Source organism: Corynebacterium cystitidis, assembly GCF_900187295.1.
In the GTDB taxonomy this organism is placed as follows: domain Bacteria; phylum Actinomycetota; class Actinomycetes; order Mycobacteriales; family Mycobacteriaceae; genus Corynebacterium; species Corynebacterium cystitidis.
On sequence record NZ_LT906473.1, the window covers coordinates 2,172,990 to 2,197,193 of the forward strand.

23 protein-coding genes are annotated in these 24,204 nt (G+C 59.2%); 8 read left to right on the top strand and 15 right to left on the bottom strand.

Translation table 11 applies throughout. The features are described 5' to 3' along the window. Positions 1–92: 92 nt before the first annotated feature. Positions 93–1,532 (bottom strand): MDR family MFS transporter, encoded by a 1,440-nt coding sequence (locus CKV99_RS10325; RefSeq protein ID WP_092256674.1) that lies wholly within the window; start codon positions 1,530–1,532, stop codon positions 93–95. Between the two features lie 199 nt (positions 1,533–1,731). Between CKV99_RS10325 and CKV99_RS10330 the strand changes: the two genes are divergently transcribed. Both CKV99_RS10330 and CKV99_RS10335 read left to right on the top strand, forming a co-directional pair. Next, positions 1,732–2,160 (top strand): excalibur calcium-binding domain-containing protein, encoded by a 429-nt coding sequence (locus CKV99_RS10330; RefSeq protein WP_092256677.1) that lies wholly within the window; start codon positions 1,732–1,734, stop codon positions 2,158–2,160. Positions 2,161–2,524: 364 nt separating this feature from the next. Next, a complete protein-coding gene (locus tag CKV99_RS10335) occupies positions 2,525–2,953 on the top strand; it encodes a hypothetical protein (RefSeq protein ID WP_092256680.1) in 429 nt (142 codons plus the stop codon). A 25-nt stretch (positions 2,954–2,978) separates the two neighbouring features. On the opposite strand, the gene CKV99_RS10340 is transcribed toward CKV99_RS10335, so the two are convergent. The 6 genes from CKV99_RS10340 to CKV99_RS10365 all read right to left on the bottom strand — a co-directional run bounded on the left by CKV99_RS10340 (position 2,979) and on the right by CKV99_RS10365 (position 9,379). After that, positions 2,979–4,202, bottom strand: a complete 1,224-nt coding sequence (locus tag CKV99_RS10340; protein ID WP_092256683.1) for a glycosyltransferase family 4 protein — start codon at positions 4,200–4,202, stop codon at positions 2,979–2,981. 24 nt (positions 4,203–4,226) lie between these two features. Next, complete coding sequence (locus CKV99_RS10345) at positions 4,227–4,688, bottom strand: DUF3592 domain-containing protein (protein WP_092256686.1); 462 nt, start codon at positions 4,686–4,688, stop codon at positions 4,227–4,229. Continuing rightward, entirely contained in the window at positions 4,688–6,337 is a 1,650-nt protein-coding gene (gene menD, locus CKV99_RS10350; protein ID WP_092256689.1) for a 2-succinyl-5-enolpyruvyl-6-hydroxy-3-cyclohexene-1-carboxylic-acid synthase, read from the bottom strand. Before menD ends, CKV99_RS10345 begins: the two co-directional genes overlap by 1 nt. Before the next feature lie 140 nt (positions 6,338–6,477). Further along, entirely contained in the window at positions 6,478–8,157 is a 1,680-nt protein-coding gene (locus CKV99_RS10355) for a hypothetical protein (RefSeq protein ID WP_157728431.1), read from the bottom strand. Between the two features lie 179 nt (positions 8,158–8,336). Then, positions 8,337–8,993 carry a DUF3558 family protein gene (locus CKV99_RS10360; RefSeq protein WP_095114733.1) on the bottom strand — a complete coding sequence of 219 codons (657 nt, stop codon included), beginning with the start codon at positions 8,991–8,993 and terminating at the stop codon, positions 8,337–8,339. Positions 8,994–9,130: 137 nt separating this feature from the next. Then, complete coding sequence (locus CKV99_RS10365; RefSeq protein WP_095114735.1) at positions 9,131–9,379, bottom strand: hypothetical protein; 249 nt, start codon at positions 9,377–9,379, stop codon at positions 9,131–9,133. 116 nt (positions 9,380–9,495) lie between these two features. Between CKV99_RS10365 and CKV99_RS10370 the strand changes: the two genes are divergently transcribed. Further along, positions 9,496–10,830, top strand: a complete 1,335-nt coding sequence (locus tag CKV99_RS10370; protein WP_197697175.1) for an IS256 family transposase — start codon at positions 9,496–9,498, stop codon at positions 10,828–10,830. Between the two features lie 2 nt (positions 10,831–10,832). Here CKV99_RS10370 and CKV99_RS10375 read toward each other — a convergent pair whose 3' ends face one another. The 3 genes from CKV99_RS10375 to CKV99_RS10390 form a co-directional block, all read right to left on the bottom strand. Continuing rightward, entirely contained in the window at positions 10,833–11,234 is a 402-nt protein-coding gene (locus tag CKV99_RS10375; RefSeq protein WP_092260252.1) for a hypothetical protein, read from the bottom strand. A 399-nt stretch (positions 11,235–11,633) separates the two neighbouring features. Next, positions 11,634–12,251, bottom strand: coding sequence for a hypothetical protein (locus tag CKV99_RS10385; RefSeq protein ID WP_092260248.1), 618 nt, complete (start codon positions 12,249–12,251; stop codon positions 11,634–11,636). A 10-nt stretch (positions 12,252–12,261) separates the two neighbouring features. After that, entirely contained in the window at positions 12,262–13,242 is a 981-nt protein-coding gene (locus CKV99_RS10390) for an o-succinylbenzoate synthase (protein ID WP_092260246.1), read from the bottom strand. A 249-nt stretch (positions 13,243–13,491) separates the two neighbouring features. On the opposite strand from CKV99_RS10390, the gene CKV99_RS10395 reads away from it, so the two are divergent. Further along, a complete protein-coding gene (locus CKV99_RS10395) occupies positions 13,492–14,448 on the top strand; it encodes a 1,4-dihydroxy-2-naphthoyl-CoA synthase (protein WP_092260245.1) in 957 nt (318 codons plus the stop codon). A 178-nt stretch (positions 14,449–14,626) separates the two neighbouring features. Here CKV99_RS10395 and CKV99_RS10400 read toward each other — a convergent pair whose 3' ends face one another. The 5 genes from CKV99_RS10400 to CKV99_RS10420 form a co-directional block, all read right to left on the bottom strand. After that, complete coding sequence (locus tag CKV99_RS10400) at positions 14,627–15,784, bottom strand: AAA family ATPase (RefSeq protein ID WP_092260243.1); 1,158 nt, start codon at positions 15,782–15,784, stop codon at positions 14,627–14,629. A gap of 78 nt (positions 15,785–15,862) precedes the next feature. Next, positions 15,863–17,284: an ABC-2 family transporter permease gene (locus CKV99_RS10405; RefSeq protein ID WP_092260242.1), complete on the bottom strand. Its 1,422-nt coding sequence runs from the start codon at positions 17,282–17,284 to the stop codon at positions 15,863–15,865. Positions 17,285–17,287: 3 nt separating this feature from the next. Then, positions 17,288–18,025 (bottom strand): ABC transporter ATP-binding protein, encoded by a 738-nt coding sequence (locus CKV99_RS10410; protein ID WP_092260240.1) that lies wholly within the window; start codon positions 18,023–18,025, stop codon positions 17,288–17,290. A gap of 80 nt (positions 18,026–18,105) precedes the next feature. Further along, the gene (locus CKV99_RS10415; RefSeq protein ID WP_092260238.1) at positions 18,106–18,795 is read right to left on the bottom strand and encodes a response regulator transcription factor; all 690 of its coding nucleotides are present in this window, start codon (positions 18,793–18,795) and stop codon (positions 18,106–18,108) included. Next, positions 18,792–19,922, bottom strand: coding sequence for a sensor histidine kinase (locus CKV99_RS10420; RefSeq protein ID WP_092260236.1), 1,131 nt, complete (start codon positions 19,920–19,922; stop codon positions 18,792–18,794). Before CKV99_RS10420 ends, CKV99_RS10415 begins: the two co-directional genes overlap by 4 nt. 105 nt (positions 19,923–20,027) lie before the next feature. Here CKV99_RS10420 and CKV99_RS10425 point away from each other — a divergent pair, with 105 nt between their 5' ends. The 4 genes from CKV99_RS10425 (at position 20,028) to CKV99_RS10440 (ending at position 24,177) form a co-directional block, all read left to right on the top strand. Beyond that, positions 20,028–20,630 (top strand): hypothetical protein, encoded by a 603-nt coding sequence (locus tag CKV99_RS10425; RefSeq protein ID WP_092260234.1) that lies wholly within the window; start codon positions 20,028–20,030, stop codon positions 20,628–20,630. Between the two features lie 141 nt (positions 20,631–20,771). Beyond that, positions 20,772–22,004: an ATP-binding protein gene (locus CKV99_RS10430; protein WP_092260232.1), complete on the top strand. Its 1,233-nt coding sequence runs from the start codon at positions 20,772–20,774 to the stop codon at positions 22,002–22,004. Between the two features lie 31 nt (positions 22,005–22,035). Next, complete coding sequence (locus CKV99_RS10435; RefSeq protein ID WP_092260230.1) at positions 22,036–23,259, top strand: AMP-binding protein; 1,224 nt, start codon at positions 22,036–22,038, stop codon at positions 23,257–23,259. A gap of 3 nt (positions 23,260–23,262) precedes the next feature. Then, positions 23,263–24,177, top strand: coding sequence for a 1,4-dihydroxy-2-naphthoate polyprenyltransferase (locus tag CKV99_RS10440; protein ID WP_092260228.1), 915 nt, complete (start codon positions 23,263–23,265; stop codon positions 24,175–24,177). Positions 24,178–24,204 lie beyond the last annotated feature (27 nt).

Below are 24,204 nucleotides of genomic sequence, written 5' to 3' on the forward strand. Positions count from 1 at the left end.
AAGGCAATATTCAACACCGATACAAACTCTTAAGTTTAGGCTAGCCTAACCTAAAGTTATTTGGGTGTCTGCCTCCATACGGTGCGCCCCCTCTAGCGTGTCCGCTTGCCCGTCTTTCTCTTGCTGGTGGGCCCGGCTTCGGCACAGGCCGGTTTAATCATCCACGCCCCAACCACCCCAAGTAGCGCCAATCCCACCGTAATGCAGAAAGCGTGCCCAATACCGTCATAAAGCTCAACTGCAGAATTGCTCATCACACTGACCAGCACCGCCGCACCCAAAGCTCCGGCAATCTGTCGCAACACGTTATTTACGGCAGCACCGTGAGGAATCAGTGGGCCGGCAAGCTGGTTCAGTGCCGCAGTAGAAACAGGCATCATCACCATAGCAACACCAGCCATGCGTACTACGTGCCATAGCGCAATGGTCCACAAGGCTGTCGTCACGCCAAATTTGGTTGAAGCAATATTCGCCACCAGCATGAGCATAAATCCGACAAGCCCCAACCAGCGCGCACCCCAGTGATCAAATAGTTTGCCGGCGATTGGGCTGAGTAACCCCAGAACGACGGCACCGGGAAGCAGCACCAAACCTGAATCAAGCGGACTAACCCCACGCCCTTGCTGCAGGTAAACCGGCAAGAGAATGATGGTGCCATTCATGATAATGATCACTAACATGCCCAGCACGTTATTCAACGCGTATTGCGGGTTGGATAAGACATCAATCCGCAGCAGTGGCTGTTCCAGCTGCAGTTGACGCACGAAGAACCACACCACACCCACAATGCCTACCACGATAGGGATCAGGGCCTCGGCGCTGAACCAGCCAACATGTCCAACCACTGAGAATCCATACAGGAAGGCACCAAAGCCGATAGTGGATAAAGCCACAGAGAACATGTCGAGGCTAGGTTCCCCAGGGCGCGTAACATTCTTTAAAAAGAACAATGCTAAAATGGCCGCCAAAACAGCGAAAGGTAGCATCAGCCAAAACAACGACGACCAATGGTAATGGTTCAAGATCAGGCCCGACAGCCAGGGCCCTAAAGCCGGTGCGAAACCCACCAAGAGGCCGAAGATCCCCATCGCGCTGCCCCGTTTACCCTCCGGAAAAATGCTAAAAAGCACTGTTTGCACCAATGGCATCATCATGCCGGTAGCCGCCGCCTGCAGCACACGACCAAGCAGAACGATGGCAAAGCTCGCGGCCAGCGCTGCAATTATGGTGCCGGTAGCAAATAGGGCCATTGCGCCGATAAACAGCTGCCGGGTAGTAAACCGGCCAATCAGATACGCCGATACCGGCACCATTATGCCTGCAACCAGCATAAACAGCGTGGTAACCCAGTGCGCTTGCTCAGCGGAGATTCTAAAGGCGCCCATAAACGCCGGAACAGCATTCATCATCAGCGTCTGGTTGAGCAGCATGGCAAAGTCGCCCACTAGCAGCACACAGATCAACAAAAATCGTCGCCACCGTGTGGGATAAGCCGTAAAACCATCTACTTGTTCGCCCGGTTTTTCCACCACAATTGGCTCCCTTCACCAGATGACTAACAACAATGAAGTTAGGCTACCCTAATTAGGTAATTTCAGTGATGCCTCCCGACAATCCCCCACCCATTTCTTTTCCACATCGAATTGGATTTGTATATCAAATAGTTGATAATGCTACAAGAACTTCTTTCCCCTCACATTATTTTTTAGGATCCCCATACCTCGTATACCTATGTCACGTGTCACGTACCCTGGATTCCGTCGCCTGGTTACCCTGGGTGCCCTCTCCGCCACCGCTATGGCTGTCACCGCTTGCGCAGGAAGCCTTGACAACACTGCGAAGGCATCTCTCGGTGATTCAACCACTATTACTGAAGTCACCACAACCACAGTTTTCTCCACCACTACTGTCACAGAAACCGTTGAGCCTGCGTCTGAGCCCGAACCTGCGCCTGAGCCCGAACCTGCGCTTGCAGAGAATAACACTCAACTCGGTTTCGTCGCTCCCCCACCAGCCCCTGCGACTGTACCCGCACCTGCACCTGTCTATTACGCAAATTGCAGCGAAGCCCGCGCTGCAGGTGCCGCCCCAATCTATACAGACCAACCTGGTTACAGCCGCAAACTTGATCGTGATGATGACGGCATCGCGTGCGGGTAGCCACCCCAAAATGATTCCCTCTACCCATTAGATTTGCCACTGTGTTCACGGTGGACGCTGCCCATTCGCGATTGTGGAGAGAGATTCCGTAGTGCGTATCACTTGGCTTGGACCGTTTTAGCCAGATTTACATGCGTTGGCCCAGTATATGTGCGGTATCCCAGTGGTTTGGGCCGAGCAGATGCCGCAGCTACAGACAACAGTGATCAACCCTCGCACTGAGTATGGAAATCACACTGCAGCTTTTAGCGTGTTTCCGCCCAAACCCCGAAAGACGCACAGAACTCCATAGTGTGACTTCCAAAAGAAGTATGTTCCTAGGGGCGCTTACGACACAACCATGCGGGCTCGATAGAAAGGTCTTATGATGGATAAACTTTACACCTGGTGCTACTTCACGGAGTTTGTCTGCCGTTATGAACAGCTTGATGAAGCAAAGGAGAGACATCAACGCTGCGTTGACGTGCTTCGTGAGGACTACACAGTCCACTTCTCCTCCGAACAGGCTTTCCAGAAAGGACAGAGTGAACCCCTGTTTGGCCTACTGCTATCTGAGATTGTCCTGCCGGAACAAGAACTCAGTGACGAAGAAAAAGACGAATACTCCACGTTCTGCTTTGTCACCGTGGTAGACGTACCCCATACGCCACGTGATGATGATGAGTTCCGCAAGGTTGGCGGCAGGCTTGAGATCGACTGGGAGCCAGGAATTCCCGCGAAATTTCCTAGTCGCACGCGCGGCATCATCGTCAGCGCGACCGTACATGAAATTGAGGGATGTATCTATCAGTAGAAGATAGAAATACGCTCTTCTAAAGCTAAGCCGAGCGTTGACCTTTACCGGGGCGCGCCTGCGCCACCCACGCTGGCAGCTCCGGCAAGCCCCAACGGCGCACCGCCGCAAACGGGGTCACCTCACGCGGCGAGAACGACTCCATAGCAGTGGCGTAGTAGCCCAGCAGCTGGTCCCCGAGAGCCGACCACGTCTTGTTTTCCACGGACTCACGCGCATTCAAACACAGCTGCTCATGGCGGCCCGCGTCCAGCAGCCAATCCACAGCAGCAGGCAACTCACGCTCAAAAGAGCCCACACTAAGCAGCAGCCCGTTATAACGCTCCTGAATCAAGTCGATCGGACCACCAGCGCGCGGCCCAATCGTCGGCACGCCCGAAGCTTGCGCCTCCTGGATCGCCTGGCAGAAAGTTTCAAACTCGCCGGTGTGCACGAACAAGTCCAGGCTGGCATACGCGCGGGCCAGCTCCTCCCCAGTCAACGAGCCGGTAAAGACCGCACCCGGCAACTGTGCTTCCAGGCTGTCCCGATCTGGGCCGTCGCCCACAATCACTAATTGCACGTCACGACGCCCCACCAGCGGCTTCAACCGTGACACGGACTTCTCCGCGGCCAACCGCCCAACAAAACCGACAATCTTCTTGCTCCCGCTGCGGTCCCACTGGCGGCGCAACACCGATGAGCGCTTCGAGGGGTGGAACAGTTCTGCGTCTACACCGCGACCCCAGTGGTAGACGTTGTTGATTCCGTGGCTTTCCAGCTCCTGAATCGCCGCCGACGAAGGCGCCAAAGTTAACTGGGCCATATTGTGCAGGGTACGAGTCCAATCCCAGGCGGCATTGGACAGCGCGGTGAAATGGTATTTCGTCGCAAAGCCCGCAACATCGGTCTGGTACAACGCAACTGCCGGGATCCGCAGCTGGCGGGCAGCGATCGCGCCCGCACCACCCAACACGAACGGGCTGGCAAGGTGCACTACGTCCGGTTTGAACGCGGCCAGCGACTCGTTGACAGCCAGCGTGGGCACACCAATGGGCAGGGAATCAATCAGCGGCAGTTTGACCGTCGGCACGCGCACAATAGGGAACCCAAGATAATCGGGCACCTCTTCGCCGAAATCGCGCGCCCCGGGGGCGATCACCATCGCATCATGGCCGCACACTTTCAGGTGCTCCAGCACGCGCAGCACGGAGTTGGTCACCCCGTTGATATTCGGGAGGAAAGATTCAGCAACGATCCCTACACGCATAACCGCCAGTATCTCCTAAGCACACTAACACCTGTTTGACCAGCGGGTAACTCTCGATGAACTTTTTCGGACACCCGCTCTACTAACAACCACCCAGGCGATAACCGCCAGAATAGTCGAGACCACCGCCACACTGAGCGCCGGAATGATCGACAGCGTCCACATGCGCCCCTCCACCTTCACCAGGTCTGGATCCCGCTTGGAGTAGGTCACCCACACTTGTTGGCCTTCGCCAAGACCAGTCGGATACAGCAGGCCCGTCGGCGGCGAATGATAGCGGCCCTGCTCATCCTGGTAGTCGACGGCGGTACGGGTGGGGCTCACACCGGTGACGGTAGCCATACCACGGCCAGGATCATTCATGATGATGATGTCATTGATCGCAGGGCCCACCACCATGGACACAGTACCGACCATCGCAGCCGCATACAGCAGGAGGATCAGCTGGTGAAGGCGGCGGCGCACCCGCGCACCCTTCAGCACCATCACTTATTCAGCCTCTCGGCCAGTGCGCGGCGGGTGACGCGCGTCGTGCGCGCCTCGATCACGGTGATGGGTGCGGGCGCTTCGTCGACAGCCATCAGGTGCTCGAGTAGTTCACGCAAGGTATCGGCGCGCAAGTAGTCCACGCCGTAGCCTTTGGCAAGCGCCTCAATATTGGCATGGTGTGGGGTGCCAAAACCACGCTCGAACGCGCTGCGCACCGCATCCCCGCCCACCTCCAACGTTTCGAAGATGCCACCACCATCGTCGTTAGCTACCACAATGGTGAGGTTGCCGGGCCGTGGCTCATCAGGCCCGATGAGCAAGCCGTTCACATCATGCAGGAAAGTCAGATCCCCCATCAGCGCGACAGTACGTGGGGCGCGGATCTCGTCAGGGTGCAGGGCTTGGGTTGCCAACGCCACGCCCACAGCTTGGGACACGGTCCCGTCAATCCCGGCAGCACCGCGGGCCGAATAGGTGGACACACCATCGAAAGGTAGACCCACGAGGCTCGCATCACGCACAGGATTTGAGCTACCCAGCACCAGCGAGTCGCCCACACCCAACGTGTCAGCCACAGCAGCGGCCACATGCAGGCCGGTGAAGCCGAAGGAATCGTCGGCAAGCGCGTCGCGAACGGTCTGCGCACCCACGTCACCTGCCGCTTCGCACACTTTCAGCCAAGTATCGCTAGGCTGCCCGGTCACCTTGACACGGGTGCCGCGGCGGTCCGGCTGCCCGGTGAACGTCTCAGTACGAGACAGCCCAATGACCTCCACAGCGGGGTCAGCCAGCAGCGCCATCACGTCGCGGTGCAGCGTGGGATGGCCCACCACCACGACCTGCTCCGGTTTAGTGCTTGCCGCGAAATCACCGCCATCGTGGCTGATCGCCACCGTACTTTGCGCAAAAAAGCGCGCGGCAAGCGGATGCACCTGGTGAAACGGGGTCGGCGCGGTGGGTTCAGCGATCGTCGGCACGTGCTCCAGACCAGGCACTTCCCACGCCTCATCGCCGGCGATCACGAGGGTATCTTTGTCCAGGTCAACCCCAATTTCGCCGTGGTCAACGCGTTCGCTTATCGACGACATCCTACCGGGCCCCACCCTGCGAGGCTGACCCTGAGCTTCGGGCAAGTGATCCGGTACCAGCGGGGTGTTTAGGGCGACGTTGATGTGGATCTGGCCGGCAGAAAAATCCAGGTCGGCCACTTCCGTGGCGTCGGCCGCGCTAGCTGTGCCAGCCACCTGTTGGGTGGCGGCGTAGCGGCCGAAAATGCCGTCTTGCCAAATCGTTTGCGAGGCCCCGGTGCCCAGCAAACGCTTAGGGCGATCAGCACTGACAATCACCAGCGGCGTGTGCGACATGTGTGCCTCCACAACGGCGGGCAAGCAGTTCGCCACTGCAGTACCACTGGTGGTGACCACCGCCACGTGGCGACGCTGCACCCGCGCGATACCCAGGGCAGTGAAGGCGGCGCAGCGCTCGTCGATACGCACATGCACAGTGATGTCCCGGCGTGCCAGCAACGCATACACCAGCGGCGAGTTGCGCGACCCGGGGCTGATCACCACGTCGGTGACGTGCTCAGCCAGCGTGCGGGCGACAGCGGTGGCCAGTACGAGCGATTCAGGCTGCGATTCAGACATGCGTTCTACTTTACTAGCACGCCTGTCGTGGGTGTCCTGCCGTGGGTGTGGAGCCCTGCGCCACCTCATCCGGAGTGCCCGCAGCCAATGCTCTTAGCCCCTGTAAGTGTCGCCCGAAGTGTCGTCCACGAATGATGCCTTTAGCGGTCGGTGCGGGGTTCTCGTACCCATGCGCCGATGACACCGGGGATGACTTCGGGGCCTTCACCAAGCAGGGCTTTTAGATTGCCTTCACGTTCTACGGCACTGGTTTTAATCCCACGCACAGACCCCGCCCCGTGATTACCACGGCGACCACCTGCCGCGCCGGCTGCACCACGGCCTGCGCCCATCATCCCACCAACGGGTGTACCACCATGAGCAGCGTGTGCTGATGAACCTGCCACACCCCCAGTAGGCACGCCACTAGTCAATGGTCCCCTGCCAAGGCCTCCGGCACCGGAACCGGCGCCGGACGGTGGTTTACCTCCACCGGCGTGTGGCACAGCCGACGAACCACCGCCAGAACCACCGACTCCACCACCAGCGCGCCCACCACTATCGGTGCCGACGACGGTTCGACCGCCGATACCGGTGGTCAAGGGGCGAACCCCAGAACCTGGCCCGCTTCCCGGCCGTACTACCCCTGCTGCACCCGGTGCACCCACACCCGCACCTGGGCCGGTTGTTCCCAGGCGTGTGCCAGGCCGGGTGTGCGCCATAGCAGTCCCAGAAGGAGGCAACGGCCCAAACTGACCGGCAGCAGGAGTTGTCGCAGCTGTAGTCGCAGGTGGCGTTGGTGATGCAAGTGCACCAGAATGCGCCCCCGGGTGAAGTGGTGGTGGCAACACAGGCGCAGCAGCCGAAGCTGCAGCCGTAGAAGTCGGCACATGCCCGGCCATCACCGCATCTAACGTGTCAGCCCCGCTGCGCTGAAACTCAGCAGCAAGTTCCTGCGGATCACGCATCCGTGCCGCCTCCCCCATCCCATAATGCTCCATCGCCTCTTGAACAACCGCAGGCAACGCGGTATCTTCCCACACCGGCAGCGACCTACCAGGATGTCGGCCACTTGGTGTAACTTCTCCTGCCGAACCACCATGGGGATCATCCATCGGTGGTAATAACTGGCCAACACTGGGCAACGCCGGGCCCAAAGTAGTCGTCATCGCAGGCGGAAACGACTCGAGATACGACTGCTCAATCGTGCGCGCCAACACAGGACTTGTCGCATTCGCCAGCCCATAGACATAAGCAACCTGGGCCGCCTGCTGCGCCTGAGCCTGGCCTGCTGTTGCCAAACTCGTGGTATTAGTGGCCAAGCTATCCGCATTTGATGCAAACGTATACCCCGTCGACTGGATCGTGCGGATCGTAGCCATCGCCAACTGGATCGCTTCAGTCTCAGCCGAGCTCTCCAGATCGCCCAGTACTTCATCAAGACTATCGGCAGCAGAACGGACTTTTGATGCCAGACTCGTCCAGTCACCAGCCATCGAGGATGGAACACCGTGATTCGTACTCGCGAACTGCCCCGCCAAAACCACAAGTGACGGTGGGCGAACAACCACAGGGGGGACCACCACCAACGGTTGGGTATCCGTGTTGGTGATACTGCCAACAGGGATATCAGCAAGTGGCGAACTGGTCAACCCCCGCATACCAAGCTGAGCACCTACAGAAACACTATGCTGATACGCCTCCAGCGCGGCAGCAAACGCCTCATCCCCATTGACCACATCAGCAACATTGCGGCGTAACGTCGTTGCAGCATTAACAAACCGATCAGTAAACGCCGTCATTGACTCTTGCTTGTTGGTCGACAAAAAGGTGGAATGCATTTGACCCACCTCTGACAACCCCGACACCGAAGAATAGCTTATGGTTAGAAAACTTTCCTCGCTGTCTGTGGTACCAACTGGAAATTGCCCGGATGTCTCGAGTTTCTGTGCGGCGGCCAAGACCTCCACTGGATCAAAGTTCAGCATCATATCCCCCTCGTTAAATGTGATTTATGTGATTATTGTGTGAATGATTCAAGTAACTGCAGTGCACTTGCACATGCTTGTTCTTTCGGTGTGCCGTAATAGTCACCGTTAGCGACAACGCCTATTGTTCCGCGTTCAGTTTCAATCCCAATACGGCATGTCTGTGGACCCGCTTCTGGCATGGTATAAGCGAAAACACCGTCTAAGATGTCGGATTCCATCTCGTAGTCAAAGACCCCACCATCAATATGTTCCTGCTTTGTCGCCATGTTTCCATATACCGTGAAAACAACCTTCGGGTGTTGCGGACCCGCGATGAAAGAGCACCCTAAAAACGTTCCGCCTCCTACAGATATGGTGATTCCGTCTGTGGTGAAGCCTCGCTCCTCAATCTCTTCCACCGAGATCTCCTGACACGGATCAAACACATCCGGATACAATTCGTCCGGATCGAACGGGCCGATCTGAATCGTGCCGGAATCGAAATGGAACGCATCAGCTTTCGGCGCCACCGGCGGTGATGTTTTAACCACGTCATCAGCACCGGCTTCTGTTCCAGCACTGTGTTCTGTCGTCGCCTCCTGTCCGGCCACAGTGGACCTATCAGGCTCACCTATGACAGCAGAACACCCCGACAAAACACCAGAACATCCGACACATACAGCAATAACTGTCGTAGCAATAGTCATCCGTTGCAATAGGTCCTCCCCCGAGTTGAAACACCAACGCCCACCATACTGCCACACCCGCCACCACCACGCAGCACGTGAACAAAACAACACAAGAATAAGCCTCACCAGCTCTGTGTGATTCTGTTGATATGTGATTATTGTGTGAATGATTCCAGTAACTGCAGTGCACTTGCACATGCTTGTTCTTTCGGTGTGCGGTAATAGTCACCGTTAGCGATGACTCCGATGGTTCCGCGTTCGGTTTCGATCCCAATACGGCACATACGTGGGCCGTCAGTCTCCATGACGTACTCGAACACACCGTCCAAGACGTCGGATTCCACCTCATGGGAATACACCCCACCATCAATATGGTCTTGCTTGCTTGCTAGGTTTCCATACACAGTGAAGACAATTTTCGGGTGTTGCGGACCCGCGATGAAAGTACACCCCGATGGTGTCAGATGGTTTGTGTGTGGGATACCGATCCTGCATGAGGAGATGAACCACAATGACGACTATGACGCGACGTGATCCAGAGGATAAAGCTCGGATTGATGCTATTGAGGAGAAACTGCTTGCCAATCCTGAGGTAGCTAAAATCATCAAGGAGCTTGCAACCTCTACTACGGATGCCAATGAACTGGTCAGGGGCATGCTGCAAGCCTCGCTATCGGCAGCATTGCAGGCGGAAATGGATGTCCACCTCGGCTATCAGTCTGGTGACAGGGCAGCCAAAAACGCTGCTCGGGCTGATAACCACCGCAATGGCAGCTATCCAAAGACCGTGGATTCTAACTATGGGCCTGTCACCATTGATGTGCCCCGTGATCGGCAGGGGACGTTTGTTCCGACGATGGTGCCTAAAGGAGTACGTCGCCTGACCGATGTCGATGACATGATCGTTAGTTTGTATGCCGGTGGGATGACCATCCGTGATATCCAACACCACCTAGCCACAGCCTTGAAGATCGATGTGTCGCATGAGACGATCTCTGCGGTTACTGATGCAGTGCTCGACGAAGTACTGCAGTGGCAAAGCCGCCAGCTAGATGAGTTCTACCCCGTGGTGTTCCTCGATGCACTGCGTATCAAAGTCCGTGATGGTGGGCGAGTGGTCAACAAGTCTGCTTATCTGGCTATCGGGGTGGATATGGACGGTATTAAGCACATCCTGGGTATTTGGATTGCCAAAGAAGAAGGAGCCTCGTTCTGGGCACAGGTCTGTTCCCACCTGGCTAACCGGGGTGTTAAAGACGTTTTCATCGTGTGCTGTGATGGGTTGAAAGGCCTGCCAGAAGCAGTCGAAGCGACCTGGCCGAACTCGATGGTTCAAACCTGTATCGTCCACCTGATCAGGGCAGCCAACCGGTGGGTTGCGTACGGGGACCGTAAAGCAGTATCAGCGGCTTTAAAGCAGATCTACACCGCTGCTGATGAGGACCAGGCAGCGCAAGCGTTAGAACACTTTGCTGCAACTGAGCTGGGGCAGAAATATCCGCAATCAGTGAAAGTGTGGCGCGATGCGTGGGATCGGTTTATACCGTTTCTACAGTTCCCGCCAGCAGCGAGGAAGGTGATCTACACGACGAATTCGATTGAATCGTTTAACAATCAACTACGTAAAGCCACCCGTAATAGGGTGCAGTTCACTAACGATGAATCCGCAGTCAAGACGCTGTGGTTGATGATCTGCAATATCGAAGATCGCCGTGCCGCCAAACGAGCCAAAGAAGGCAAAAAGGTTGCTGCCACAGCCGGACGCCTCATAGAAGGTGCACGCGTGGCAGGGTGGAAACAAGCCATCAACCAAATGTCCGTAGCCTACCCCGACCGCTTCCAAAACTACCTATAAAATCAACCCCACACACAAACAACTTGACACCCTCTACACCCCAAAAGTGAGCCCGACCCTTCTGACATGGTGATTCCGTTTGTGGTGAAGCCTCGCTCCTCGATCTCTTCCCTCGTGATCTCCTGACACGGATCAAACACGTCAGGATACAACTCATCAGGATCAAACGGGCCGATCTGAATCGTGCCGGAATCAAAATGGAACGCATCAGCCTTCTGCGCCACAGGCTGCGATGTTTCAACCACGTCATCAGCACCGGCTTCTGTCCCAGCACCGTGTTCTGTCGTCGCCTCCTGCCCGGCCACAGTGGACCTATCAGGCTCACCCAGCACACTAGAACACCCCGCGACCAACACACCAGAACATCCGACACACACAGCAATAACTGTCGTAGCAATAGTCATCCGTTGCACTGGATCCTCCCCCGAGTTGAAACACCAACGCCCACCATCCTGCCACACCCGCCACCACCACGCAGAACATCAACCAGCAACATAAGAGTAGTCCCCCAGCTACGTGTGATTCGGGTTAAGCGTGATTCTTGTGAAAAAGAATCAACTACCAAGGCTGTAGTGTGACCCTAAAAACCACGATGAGTCTTGGGAACGCAGCTTTCAAGCAGAAAAGTACAACCGAGAAAAAGTACAAAGAAGAAGTAAGCCACTTAGGAACGACATGGTGATCCCATCTGTGGTGATTCCGTCTATGGTGAAAACTCGCTCCTCGATTTCTCCAACCGCGTTTGCTTCATCCGCGTCATCACCAGCATAAGCGACGGTGTCATAACTACCCGCCACACGGCACTACTGGAAGGCAGACTCCAGATCATTCAGGAAACCATCAAGCCAATCCTGCGCGTCTTGCGCACCATCGGATACCTCAGGCGGGACAGTAGTTGGGATATCGCTGGGCCACTCAGTAGGAATCTGCGGATTGCCCTGGTCATCGCGCGGAATAATCTGCGTTGGAATCAGCGGGGCATCCTCTGTTGTAGTCGTGGTTTCCGTCTGAGTCACCGTCACCGGTGGTGGCGGAGGCTCATTCGCTTCATGCGCAGCCGACCGCCACATCAAAAACATCACAATGCCAGCCAACACCGCCAACGCCAGCAAAATACCAAGCACCATCATCCCGGTATGTGTCTTCTTCTTTGGCTCACCATACGCAGGGTCATAATACTGCTGGTCATCGGGGCGGTAGGGTTCCTCGTACGGCTCATAACGCTGGTCATATCCGCTGCCGTAGCCACTATCGTAGTCGTGACCGGGATCTGTATAGCGCGGATTAAATTGCGTATGGCCTGGATCGTTACCTTGTTGCTGCTGCGGGAACTGCTGGCGCGGACGGCTCTCACCGGTTGCGCCACCGTCGCCGCCCGCACCGCGTCCCGGAACCCCAAACTGCCGTGTCTGATCATCCATGCCCGCTACCTTACCGCCCCGATGCCATGTTTCCTGGAAGATCCCCGGCAGACAGCTGTGCATGCGCATCCGCCACCCGCTGAAACCACCAATCCTTCCGGTTCGGTGCAGCCCGCAGCTCATGCAGCCGCGCCGGGTCCGGCACAGGTGCACAGATGGCCAGGTGGCCGTCGATAAGCTCCCCCGGCTCAACCACATCCTCAACGAACAGGCGCTGCGTGGCAAGACCAGCCGCGCGCGAACCCGCCACCTTCGCCGCCACCAAACCCGCATGAATCCCCACCGCAGTATCCAAGGCGCTCGCCACCGTCAACGACAAATCCAGCGCGCGCGAAATCTCCACCAACCTGCGCACCCCACCCAAAGGGGCCACCTTCACCACAGCAACATCGGCCGCCTGATACTCGGCAACGCGAAACGGGTCGCTGGCTTTCCGGATCGACTCATCAGCCGCAATCGGCGTATCGGTAAGCCCCCGCAGCCGCGCCAACTCCTCCACAGTGGCACACGGCTGCTCAATATATTCCAGATCCCCCAACGCGCCAGCCGCCTCAACTGCCTGCTCAACAGTCCAACCCCGGTTCGCATCCACCCGGATCACAGCTTCCGGCATGGCCTCGCGCACAGCGTTGACGCGCGCGATGTCGTCGGCAAGCGACTGCCCAGCCTCCGCCACCTTCACCTTAAACGTGCGAACCCCCGGGTAGCGCGCCATAATCTCCGGCACACGCCCCGCCTCAACCGCCGGGATCGTGCCATTGACCTCCACCGAGCCGCGGGCCTCCGGCAACCCCACGAACGCCGCCTCCAACCCGGCCGCCAGCCACGCGCTAGCCTCGCGCGCCCCGTACTCCAGGAAAGGGGAAAACTCGCCCCAGCCCTCAGGGCCATCGATGAGCAGCGCTTCACGACGATCCACCCCACGGAACCGCACCGCCATCGGCAGGCTAACCACGTGGGCGCGTTCAAGGATCTCATCAACCGTAACCATGCGGCGATTCTACGACCACAAACCGTTGATCGGAAGAATGTCCACCCCGTCCGCCTTTTTGCCTCAACCAGAACTGGCCGGGCATTCATACAGGCCAGAGCGTTTCGCTGCAATTCACACCGCCGGCGGGGGCACCCGAAACGCCTTGCCGTATAGAAGGTGTACGCCACGCGGGCGTCGGCACGCTCCCGGCCCGCTCTCGGCCTGCGTCGGAACGCTCTCGGCCTGCGCCGGATAGACTTGGGCGCTATGAGCTACTCCACCGAGCAACCTTTTGATCCTTCGCAGTGGCGGGTTGTCGAAGGCTTCGACACCCTGACCGACATCACCTACCACCGGCATGTCTCCCCCGGCCGCGAGAACGGCATTGTGCGGATCGCTTTCGACCGGCCCGAGGTGCGCAACGCGTTTCGCCCGCACACCGTCGACGAGCTTTACCGCGCCCTCGATCACGCGCGCCAGGATCCCAGCGTGGGCGTGGTGCTGCTTACCGGCAACGGGCCGAGCAAAAAAGATGGTGGTTGGGCGTTTTGTTCGGGTGGCGACCAGCGCATCCGCGGCCGTTCCGGCTACCAGTACGCCACCAGCCACGAGCATAACGACGCCGAAGCCGACGCCTCCACTGTTGATGAAGCACGAGCGAAGGCCGAGGGTGGCCGCCTGCACATTCTTGAGGTGCAGCGCCTGATCCGCACTATGCCAAAGGTGGTCATCGCGGTGGTCAACGGGTGGGCGGCCGGCGGCGGCCACTCCCTGCACGTGATCTGCGATATGACGATCGCCTCGCGCCAGGAGGCCCGGTTTAAGCAGACTGATGCCGATGTCGGTTCCTTCGACGGCGGTTACGGAAGTGCGTACCTGGCGAAGATGGTGGGCCAGAAATTTGCCCGCGAAATCTTCTTTTTGGGCCGGACCTACTCCGCCGAGGACATGCACCGCATGGGAGCGGTCAACCTCGTGGTAAACCACGAGGATTTGGAACGGGAAGCCATCCAGGTTGCCCGCGAAATCAACGGCAAGTCGCCGACGGCCCAGCGCATGCTCAAGTTCGCTTTCAATTTGCTTGACGACGGCCTAATGGGCCAGCAGGTCTTTGCAGGCGAAGCGACACGGCTGGCCTATATGACCGACGAGGCCGTCGAAGGCCGCGACTCCTTCCTGGAAAAACGCGACCCGAACTGGGACCAGTTCCCCTTCTACTACTAAAGCCGCGCCACTAGCAGACATGTTCTCCCGTTGGACATGTCCGCGAAACAGGCAATACAGGCCCACGTTTTATACTTCTTTATAGATGGCACTGTTTATAAAGAAGTATAAAGCCGTGGTTGGCGCAGGTTTTGACGGTCTAGGTGGTTTTGCCGATCTAGGCAATTTAGTGTTGCACCTACTCATCGTCCATGCCCGAAACGCGACGCACATAATCAGCAAATCCCGGGGCGGTAAATTCCAACTGGCCTCGCTCAGGTGAATCAATCAGGCCTTTGTCCATGAGCGAAGCCCGAACCATACTGATATCCGTCGTCGACTTTCCCATTCGCGCAGCGACATCTTTTCGTGCCACTGCGCCGTCACCCAACGCGGCCATCGCCATCAGAAAGTCGTTCTCTCCTGGGGTAGCCTTCTCCCAACGAGTCCGGAAAAACGACTCACGGATGTGATTAAAATTTTCTGAAGCGTCATTAATGTGCGGCAGCCGGATAGTTTCTCCTTCTTTCGGATATCCAGCTGACTTCCACGTTTCATCACCAATGACCTGCAAAAAGTAAGGGTATCCCTTGGTCCTTGCCAGAGCCACGTTGAGTGCTTCATCTTCCCAGCGCACTCCCGCCCGCTGTGCAGGACTGCGCAAAGCGGCTACAGAATCGTCTTCCTCTAAGTTGTGAAGCTGCTGGTACAGGAATCGTTCCGCAAAACTCACGGCATCAGTGATGACATCTTGCGCATGGCTTAATCCTGCCGTGACAGCCATAATCGGGACATCCTTCGCCTCGGACTGCATGTGTTGCCACGCGTACGCTAGAGCTCGTATCCCTTCGGGGTCAGCAGCTTGAACTTCATCGATAAAAATAACAAGCCCTTTTCCTGCACCGTGGGCCGCCTGCCCAGCAGCAATCAGCGCTTTTTGCAGTTGCCGCCCCACACCACTGGGCACTTTCGAAGCGGCCTCTCCAAGCTGGGGAGAAACCTTAAGACCACCAGTGGTTACCGATATCGCGTTGGCAGCGGAGGTAAAAATGTTCCGTGCGTGTTCTTTCCAGTTACCAGAAAGCTCTCGCAATTCCTCTAATAACACAGGAACAAGTGGCCCGTCTCCTGCTGTGGCCCACACGGAATCGAATCCCAGAGCCCGGGCTTCTGATTGCACTGCCCGCAAGAGACTTGTTTTCCCTACGCCTCGAGGCCCTACATAAACGTGGATTCTCCCTTGAATCGCAGGGTATTCAGACATAAACAGAAGTTCACGTCGCAGTTCATTGAGATATGACTCGCGACCATACACGTCACGAGCTACCGTACCGGGGGTATAAGGGCTAGGTTGCATGGATTTTATACTTCTTTATAGATGGCACTGTTTATAAAGAAGTATAAAGCCGTGGTTTGCGCTCCTTCAAGACTGGCCTCACCGGTGGCTTTGCGTGGGCATTCGTCGGAAAGCACGCTTAACGACGAGCACCCCTGCCACACAACCAGCCAACGCGACCGTGACGGCGAAGATAAATCGCGAGGCGGTGGTGGCCGTTAGCGCCCACGACGGTGGGGTAAGAACCCACAGCCAGGTCTGGGCAAGCACGTCACCGCCGATGGTGGCGGAGAAAATGGTGGCACCCACGGTCAGTGCGATCGCCCACAGCGTGCCAAAACGCAGAACCACCGCCAGCGAGACCAACGCGATAAGACAACTGGTCAGTATTGTGACGATGCCCCACCCTGGGGAGTGCACGATAATCGCCGCAACCCCTGCAAGCCCTGCGACAATCAGGCACATCCACACAAGAACTGCGCCGACAACACGGGGATTTTCCACCCGCATCAGGTTCCACGCCGGGGCGATCGCCGGCCACACGAGCACCGGCAGCAGACCCGTCCCAAGGGGAAACAGCACATACGTTGCCAACGCCATGCTAATTGCTGCTGGGTAGCGCATGCTCAACAGCAAAGCAAGTACCACCGCGACGATGCACCACCGCAACACCGGGGTGAAAGCAGCACGGGACACAGCTCGTAGCGGGCGCGGGCGCGACAACGCTGCGGGCGCGCTGGTAGAAGCAGTCGCGCCGGAAGCTAGCACGCCAGCTGCCCGACCACGGAAGCGAAAACGAGCGCCGGTCGGTCGTCGATAAGCAACCGGGGTCACCACCGCTAAAGCCGCACCGAGCAGCGCCAAACCCAGGCACAATGCAAGGGCCAGCCAGGGTGGCTCGTGGCGAATCGGATGGTCTGCGGGCAAAGGCACCAGACTGAAATAGGTCTCCATCACAGGCAACGTCAACCGCACCGGCCAAGCGCCAGGCACCGCCCACCACCACTGCGTATCAGAAGCAAGGCCGCAGCCGATCTGCCAAGCCAGGGCGAGCGCAACAGTGGGCACGGTACCCATCCGTCGCGCAAACGCCGATGCAACACCAAAAATGCCCAAACTGCCAAGAAACGCGCACAGCCCAAGCACCGCCACCCGCGCGCTGCCGCCCGCAAGCAGCCAGGTCAGGCCAAAATTCACCAGGTGAAAAGCAGCAACAGCGCACGTGACGACGAAAAAACGCGCCGCACTGGTCCGCCGCGGGCTCACAGGAAGCCACGCGGTACTACCGAAATTGTGGATTTTCTCACGGGCCTCGGCAGACGCGGCGAACAGCGCTACCACCGGGGCCGCCAAGCCGGTGATATACAGCCCCTGCCAGCGCGCAGCAGCCAGGCCTGCCGGATCAGGCGAGGTGCCTGCCGCCATCAGAATGCTCACCAAGGCGACCGGGATGCCCAACAGTGGCAGCCACATCAGGGTGTGACTTTTCGTGCGGAGTAGTTCGGCTTTTAAGTAGTTCATCGCTTACGCCCCCTGCTGGTTAGGCGCGGCGTTAGGCGCAGCATTGTGCGCGGCGCCTGCGGTAAGCCGGAAGAATTCCTCTTCGAGACTGCCAGCGGCGGCGAGCTGCTGAAGCGTTCCCGAATAAGTAATGTGCCCGTCGGCGATGATGGTGGCATCATCTGCTAGGTGTGTGACTTCACCAAGCTGGTGAGAACTAACCAGCACCGTCGAGCCTGCCGCTGCGCGTTGGCGCAGAAACCGGCGCAGATCGGCAATGCCTTGGGGGTCGAGGCCGTTTTGGGGTTCGTCGAGAAGCAAAATCTTCGGCTCGCCGAGCAAAGCCTGCGCCAACGCTAGACGCGCCTTCATCCCGGTAGAAAAACTGCGGGCCTTCTTCCGCCCGGCCTCTTCGAAACCGACAAGCGCCAGGACGCGGTCAGCCTCAGAGTCCGGAAGACCGAGCAGCGCAGTATAAACTCGCAGGTTGTCGCGCGCCGAAAGATGCCCATAATAGGCCGGGCCATTCACGCTGGCACCGACGTTGCGCAGCGCCGCACGGCTCAGCGGCTGACCACCAAGCTCAACGGTTCCACGGTCCGGGGTGATTAACCCGAGCATCACGCTCATCAGCGTGGACTTACCCGCGCCATTGCGGCCCAGCAGCGCATGGACCCGGCCGGGGCGCGCCACCAGGTCGACAGAATCGAGCACAGTGTGATGACCAAAACTAACAGTGATACCAGAACAGGAAATACTCATAGGCTTATTTTTGCTTCACGACGAAGAAACCAACTCCCACCAAGCTCTGATATTTTGGCCTGTATTTTCCTAAGTGGCTCCTACTGTGGGAGGAGACCGCCATGCTGGGCCAGCAGCACCAGGGCCACCCGGTCGCGGGCATGCAGTTTGGACATGAGGTTGCCCACGTGTGTTTTCACCGTGGTCTCGGCGATGAATAACTGCTCGGCGATTTCTTTATTCGTGGCCCCACCCGCAATCAGGGTCAGTACTTCCAGCTCACGTGGGGTCAGCATGCTCAGGCCTTGCAACTCGTGTGGCTCAAGCTGGGTGGATTGGGCTCCGCTGGCAAGTGCTCGATAAGACTCCAGTACCGCGCCGGTCACTCCACTAGCCAGGATTGACTGGCCGGCGTGCACGCGGCGCACAGCTGCGGCAAGGTCTTCAGGTTCGGCATCTTTGAGTAAAAAGCCATGCACTCCGGCCTCGATGGCGGCGGTGACCAACTCAGGATCATCAAAGGTGGTGAGCATAATCACCCGTGGCGCACCCGGCAGCGCCAGGATTTCGCGGGCCGCTGTAATCCCGTCCATCCGGGGCATCCGAATATCCAGCACAGCCACGTCAACACTGTCCGCCTGGCCACCGGCCAGCAACCCGCGCACGCGATCCACAGCCTCCACCCCATCAGCAGCGGTAGCGACAACCCGCATGCCGTCTTGGGCATCCAGCACCGTGGATAAGGCTGCCAGCAGCAAGGGTTGGTCGTCGGCAAGCACGATATTAATCATGGAAACCTCCTCAACGTGGCGTGAACGCGGAACGTATCGCCGTCGACGGCGTAGGTCAAGTCGCCGCCTAAGCTGCGGGCGCGCTCCTGCGACCCGACCAGGCCCGTGCCAGTGCCGGACCGATCGGGCTGCATCGCGCCGGTCGACGCGACTGTCACCTCGACGAACTCACCATCCGGGGCCACGGTGACCTGTGCCGACGCGTCCTGCTGGTGGCGCAACGCGTTAGTCAAAGCCTCGGCCACGATGCGGTAAATCGCGCGCTCAGTCGCAGGCGCTACCGGCACGTCCGCCAGATCGGCCTGCACCGTCAACCCCGCCGACTGCGAACGCTGAATCAGCTCCGGCAGGTGGGCAAGCTGCGCCGCCGGTTGCACACCACGTAGCTTGCCGACGACACCACGGACCTCCTCCAACGCCACCGACGAAGACTTCTTAATCCGCTCCAACGCATCACGCTCCTGACCAGCCACCAAACCAGCATTCGCCTGCACCTTAATCAACGTCAGCGAATGAGCCAGCACATCATGAATCTCGCGCGCAATAGCCAAACGCTCCTCCTCGCGCGCCGCCTGCTCCTGCTCGGCGCGCTGAAGTTGCCGAATATAACGTTGACGCGCAACCAAATAGGTCACCGCCACAACACCCCAATGCGCAGCGAGCGTAACGACGAAATCCATACCCGAGCGGTACTCCAACCGCAGATCTGGGCCCAGCCTCCACATCACCGGCGACACACACGAGCCGACCAGCGCTAATATGAGAACGGCGCGGGCCGCGCCGGAAAAGCCAGCCGCGCGCGGACCCTGAACGCTACCAACTCCGCTGTAGCGGGCCGGGGCGTACACCGCCAGCAACACGGTCAGCAGCCACGGCGACACACCCGTGTTCAAAGGCAGCGCCACCAGCCATAACACGCACCACAGGCCAAGCAGCGCGACAATCGCCAGCGGCGCGGCCAGCGGGAACTTGCGCCACAGCAACACCGCCGGCACGAACGCCCAGGAGATGGTGGCGTAGCCGACGTCGATAAGCGTGACAGACTCACCAACCAGAAACGCGGTGTAGCCCACCGCCAGCACCACGGCAGCCACACCATACAACCAATCCAAGGGGCGCAGAGTCATTCATCGAGAATAACCCGCAGCGCCCCGGCCCGGCTCCTACTGCGGGAGGAGATTTGTGCAAGGAGATCCGCACCGGCTGGGGCGCACCCGCTACTGTTAACACCCATGAGCGATTTCCTGGCCGAGCGGCTGAAGAAGTACAGCATTCAGGTCACCGGTATCTCCCCCTACGGCTTCGGCACCGCAGAAATGTTCTGGGACCTGCCCAGCAGCAGCCCCGGCGCGGGCGCCTGGGAAGACGTCACCGAACTCACCCAAGGCGTGCCGCCCGAGCAGTCAGGCGTGATGCTGCTGCGGGACAGCGAACCGGTCGAGGGCTTCCACCAGAATGTGGCCACCTACACCTGGGTGCTCGACGGGCACGTGCCCTTCGAATTGATCTTCACCAACCTGAAAGAACCTGTGCCGGTTGATGCGCGGCAGGTGTCGTCGTTAAGCGCGATAGAACACGCCAGCGACCGGCATGCCGAAGCGCGCCTGGTCACGCGCTTTTCCGACGACGAACGCGACATGGTCTCCACAACCGTGTTCACCTGGTACAAGCTGGACGGCACAGGCACGCGTTTCGACGACCCATCGGTGCTGATCCAACGCACGCTCGTTGCTGTGGATCAGTCGGGCGACGCGGAGCTGGCGAGCGATACGCGGCAGCACAGCGTGCCGGGGTTCCGGCCACTGCCGGACAGCGTGGACAAACTCGGGCGCTAGCGGCAAGGGGGCCAGCGCCGCTGGGCAGGTAGCTGGTCAGGTAACGGGGCAAATTACAGCGCAAGTAATAAGGCAAACCATTTCAGGTATACCTGAAATCAGGGCCAGAACCGGGGCGGATTTCAGGTATAGTCGAAATTCATGAGGCAGCTAATTGAGCGCGACCACTACCTAAACAACCTGCTCGGCGTGACTGACCCCGACTATGTGCGGATCATCACCGGGGTGCGCCGCTGCGGAAAATCCACGCTGCTTGAACTGTACCGGCGGCACCTTATCAACACCGGTACCAGCGACGATGCCATCCTCGTGATTAACTTTGAGGACCACTCTAATGCCCCACTGCGCGACCCGGACGCGTTCCACAACCACGTCCGCGATGCCATCAATGCCGGTGTGCGCTACCTCCACGTCGACGAGGTCCAAGAACTCGACGGCTGGGCGGGCGTGATCAACTCGCTGCGGCTCGACCCCGAACTGGAAATCTGCGTCACCGGCTCTAACGCGTCACTGTTCGTTGGTGAATCGCTCACGTACCTGGCTGGGCGTTACATCGAGATCCCGATGCTGCCGCTATCGCTGAGCGAATTCCGCCAATTCCGCTACCACAACCGCACACCACCCACCCCAGACCAACTATTTCAGGAGTGGATGCACATCGGTGGTTTTCCCGCCACGGTGCAGCTGACCGACCCGGTAGTGATCCGCCAGGCCAACACGTCCCTATTCGATTCGATCTTCACCCGCGACATCTCACTGCGTGGCCAAATCCGCGACACGGAAATGTTCCTCCGCGTCGCCCGCTTCATCTTCGACAACGCCGGCTCCCCAGTGGCAACCCATCGCATAGCCAACCACCTCAAGCAGGAAGGTTTCACCGCTTCGAGCGAAACCATCAACCGGTACCTCGCGCTGATGTCCGACGCGCACCTGATCTACCAGTGCCGCGACTACGACACCAAAGGCAAACGCTGGCTGTCCACCAACGGCAAGTTCTACTTCGTTGACCCGGGCCTGCGCACCGCATTGCTTGGGTCGCGCACATTCAACCTCGGCCACGACCTGGAAAACATGGTTTACCTCGAGCTGCGCCGCCGCGGCTTCCACGTGTCCACGGGCACCGTCCCGGGAGGTGAAATCGATTTCATCGCCACTAAGGACAGCCTGCAGTTACACATCCAGGTTGCGTTGACCGCCTCCGACGAGGGCACTTTACGACGAGAGCTCGCCCCCTTCAAAACTCTCGACGCGGGTTCGCGCTGTCTGCTGCTCACCACTGACCGTTTCTCCCCCGACACCGGCGCTGTGGATTGGTGCGATGCAATCGCTTTCCTCAACGGCGCGCCCTTGCCGGGTGAGGATTCGCACCGCTAAAGACTCCCGCTAACGACTAAGGTTGTCGGGTGTGAATCGAGCGTCTCATGTTCTGGAAGTCCTGCCCGTCAGCTTGGCTGATCCTACCGCGATCCTGCCGAATTTAGAGGAGGCGATCGCAGGCGCCCGCACGCTGCTGCCGGTGCCTGCTGATGATCGCGCGCGTACAGACGTGTTGAAAGCGTCGCAACGCGCAGGAGAGCCGATTGATGCGGAGATTGCGCTGGTTGTGTCCACGTCCGGCTCGACAGGAACACCGAAGGGCGCGCAGCTGACGGCGGCGAACCTGGTGGCCAGCGCCGATGCCACCCACCAGTTTTTAGGCGGGCCGGGGCAATGGTTGCTTGCCATGCCCGCCCACCACATTGCTGGCCTGCAGGTGCTGGTGCGCAGCCTGATCGCCGGGGTGGAACCGGCCGCGTGCGACTTGACCGGTGGCTTCAACGTCGCCGAATTTAGCGCACTTGCCCGCGAGCTCAACGACACCGGCGACCGCTGCTACACCTCGCTGACCCCCATGCAGCTGAACAAAGCCATGTCCACCCTCGACGGCATTGAGGCACTCCGGCTTTTCGACGCGATCCTCGTCGGCGGGGCGTCCACCAGCCCGAAGCTGCTGCGCGCGGCCAAAGAGCTGCGCATCAACGTGGTGACCACCTACGGTTCCTCGGAAACCTCCGGCGGCTGCGTGTATAACGGCCAGCCCATCGCCGGGGCGCAGATCCGGGTTGAGATTGGTGCCGACGCGGGTTCGGGCAGTACGGGCCCGGACTCCGGTCGCGCGGGCGCGGGCTCCGGCGGCGTGAGCGCACGCTCCGGCCGCATCCACCTCGGCGGGCCCATGATCGCCCACGGCTACCGCAACCTCCCCGAACACGAGGCTTTCGCGCGCGACGGCTGGTTTGCCACGTCTGACGCAGGTTCGCTTATCGACGACCACCTCCACATTGCTGGGCGCATCGACACCATCATCGACTCGGGCGGTTTGAAACTGCACCCAGAGGTCGTCGAAAAGCACATGCTTGCCCTCGACGGGGTGGACTCGGCCTGCGTTATTGGGGTGCCGGACGAACGATTGGGCCAACGCATTGTGACTGTATATTCGGGAACGGCCACGCGCACTGACTTGCTTGAGGCTTTCGAGGAGTTGCCGCGCTGGCAGGTGCCCAAGGAAATCCTGCACGTGGAGCAGATGCCGCTGATTGGGCCGGGGAAGGTGGATCGCCAGGAAGTGGCGGCACTGTTTAGGATGTAGTCCATGACTACCTCTTATTCGGCTTCTCATTCGGCCACGCGCCGTGACTGGTGGGAGGCCTCCCGCCCCCACACTTGGGCCAATGCGTGGGCGCCGGTGATCGTCGGCACGGGCGCTGCCGCATTCGCCGGTGGGGCGCACTTCGGGCGGGCCCTGCTGGCGCTGATTGTGGCGTGGGCGCTGATCATTGGGGTGAATTTCTCCAACGACTACTCCGACGGGGTTCGTGGAACCGACTCAGACGAAGCTGGCCGCACCGGCCCTACACGGCTGACCGGCTCCGGCCTGGCCAACCCGAAGGACGTCAAACGCGCCGCCTTGATCAGTTTCGGGGTGGCGGCGGTGGCAGGCATTGTGCTGTCGCTGTGGTCGGCGTGGTGGTTCATCCTGGTCGGCGCGGCCTGTATCGCCGGTGCCTGGTTCTACACTGGTGGCAAGAACCCCTACGGCTACCGGGGGCTGGGTGAGATTGCTGTGTTCATCTTCTTCGGCCTGGTAGCGGTGTTGGGTACCGAGTACACCCAAGCCGGTTCGATCAGCTGGGTTGGTGTGGCCGCAGCGGTGGGGATCGGCGCGATCTCGGCGAGTGTGAACATGGCCAACAACATCCGCGATATTCCGTCCGACTCGGCTACCGGCAAGAAAACACTCGCGGTCCGCCTCGGTGAGCGGAACGCGCGGCGCCTGTTCGCCGCCTTCTCAATCGTGCCTTTTGTCATGAGCCTGCTGATTGCCGCAGCCTACCTACCGGCCTTGATCGGCCTGATCGCACTACCACTCGCCCTACAAGGAGCCATCACCGTATTAAAAGGCGCGCGCGGGAAAGACCTGATCCCGGTGCTCAGCATCAACGGTAAGGCCATGCTTGTGTGGGCCATCGCAACCACGGTGGCCCTGTTTTTCGGCGCGCTGAACTAGCGCGCAGGCTCATTTCGCGCGCTGAAC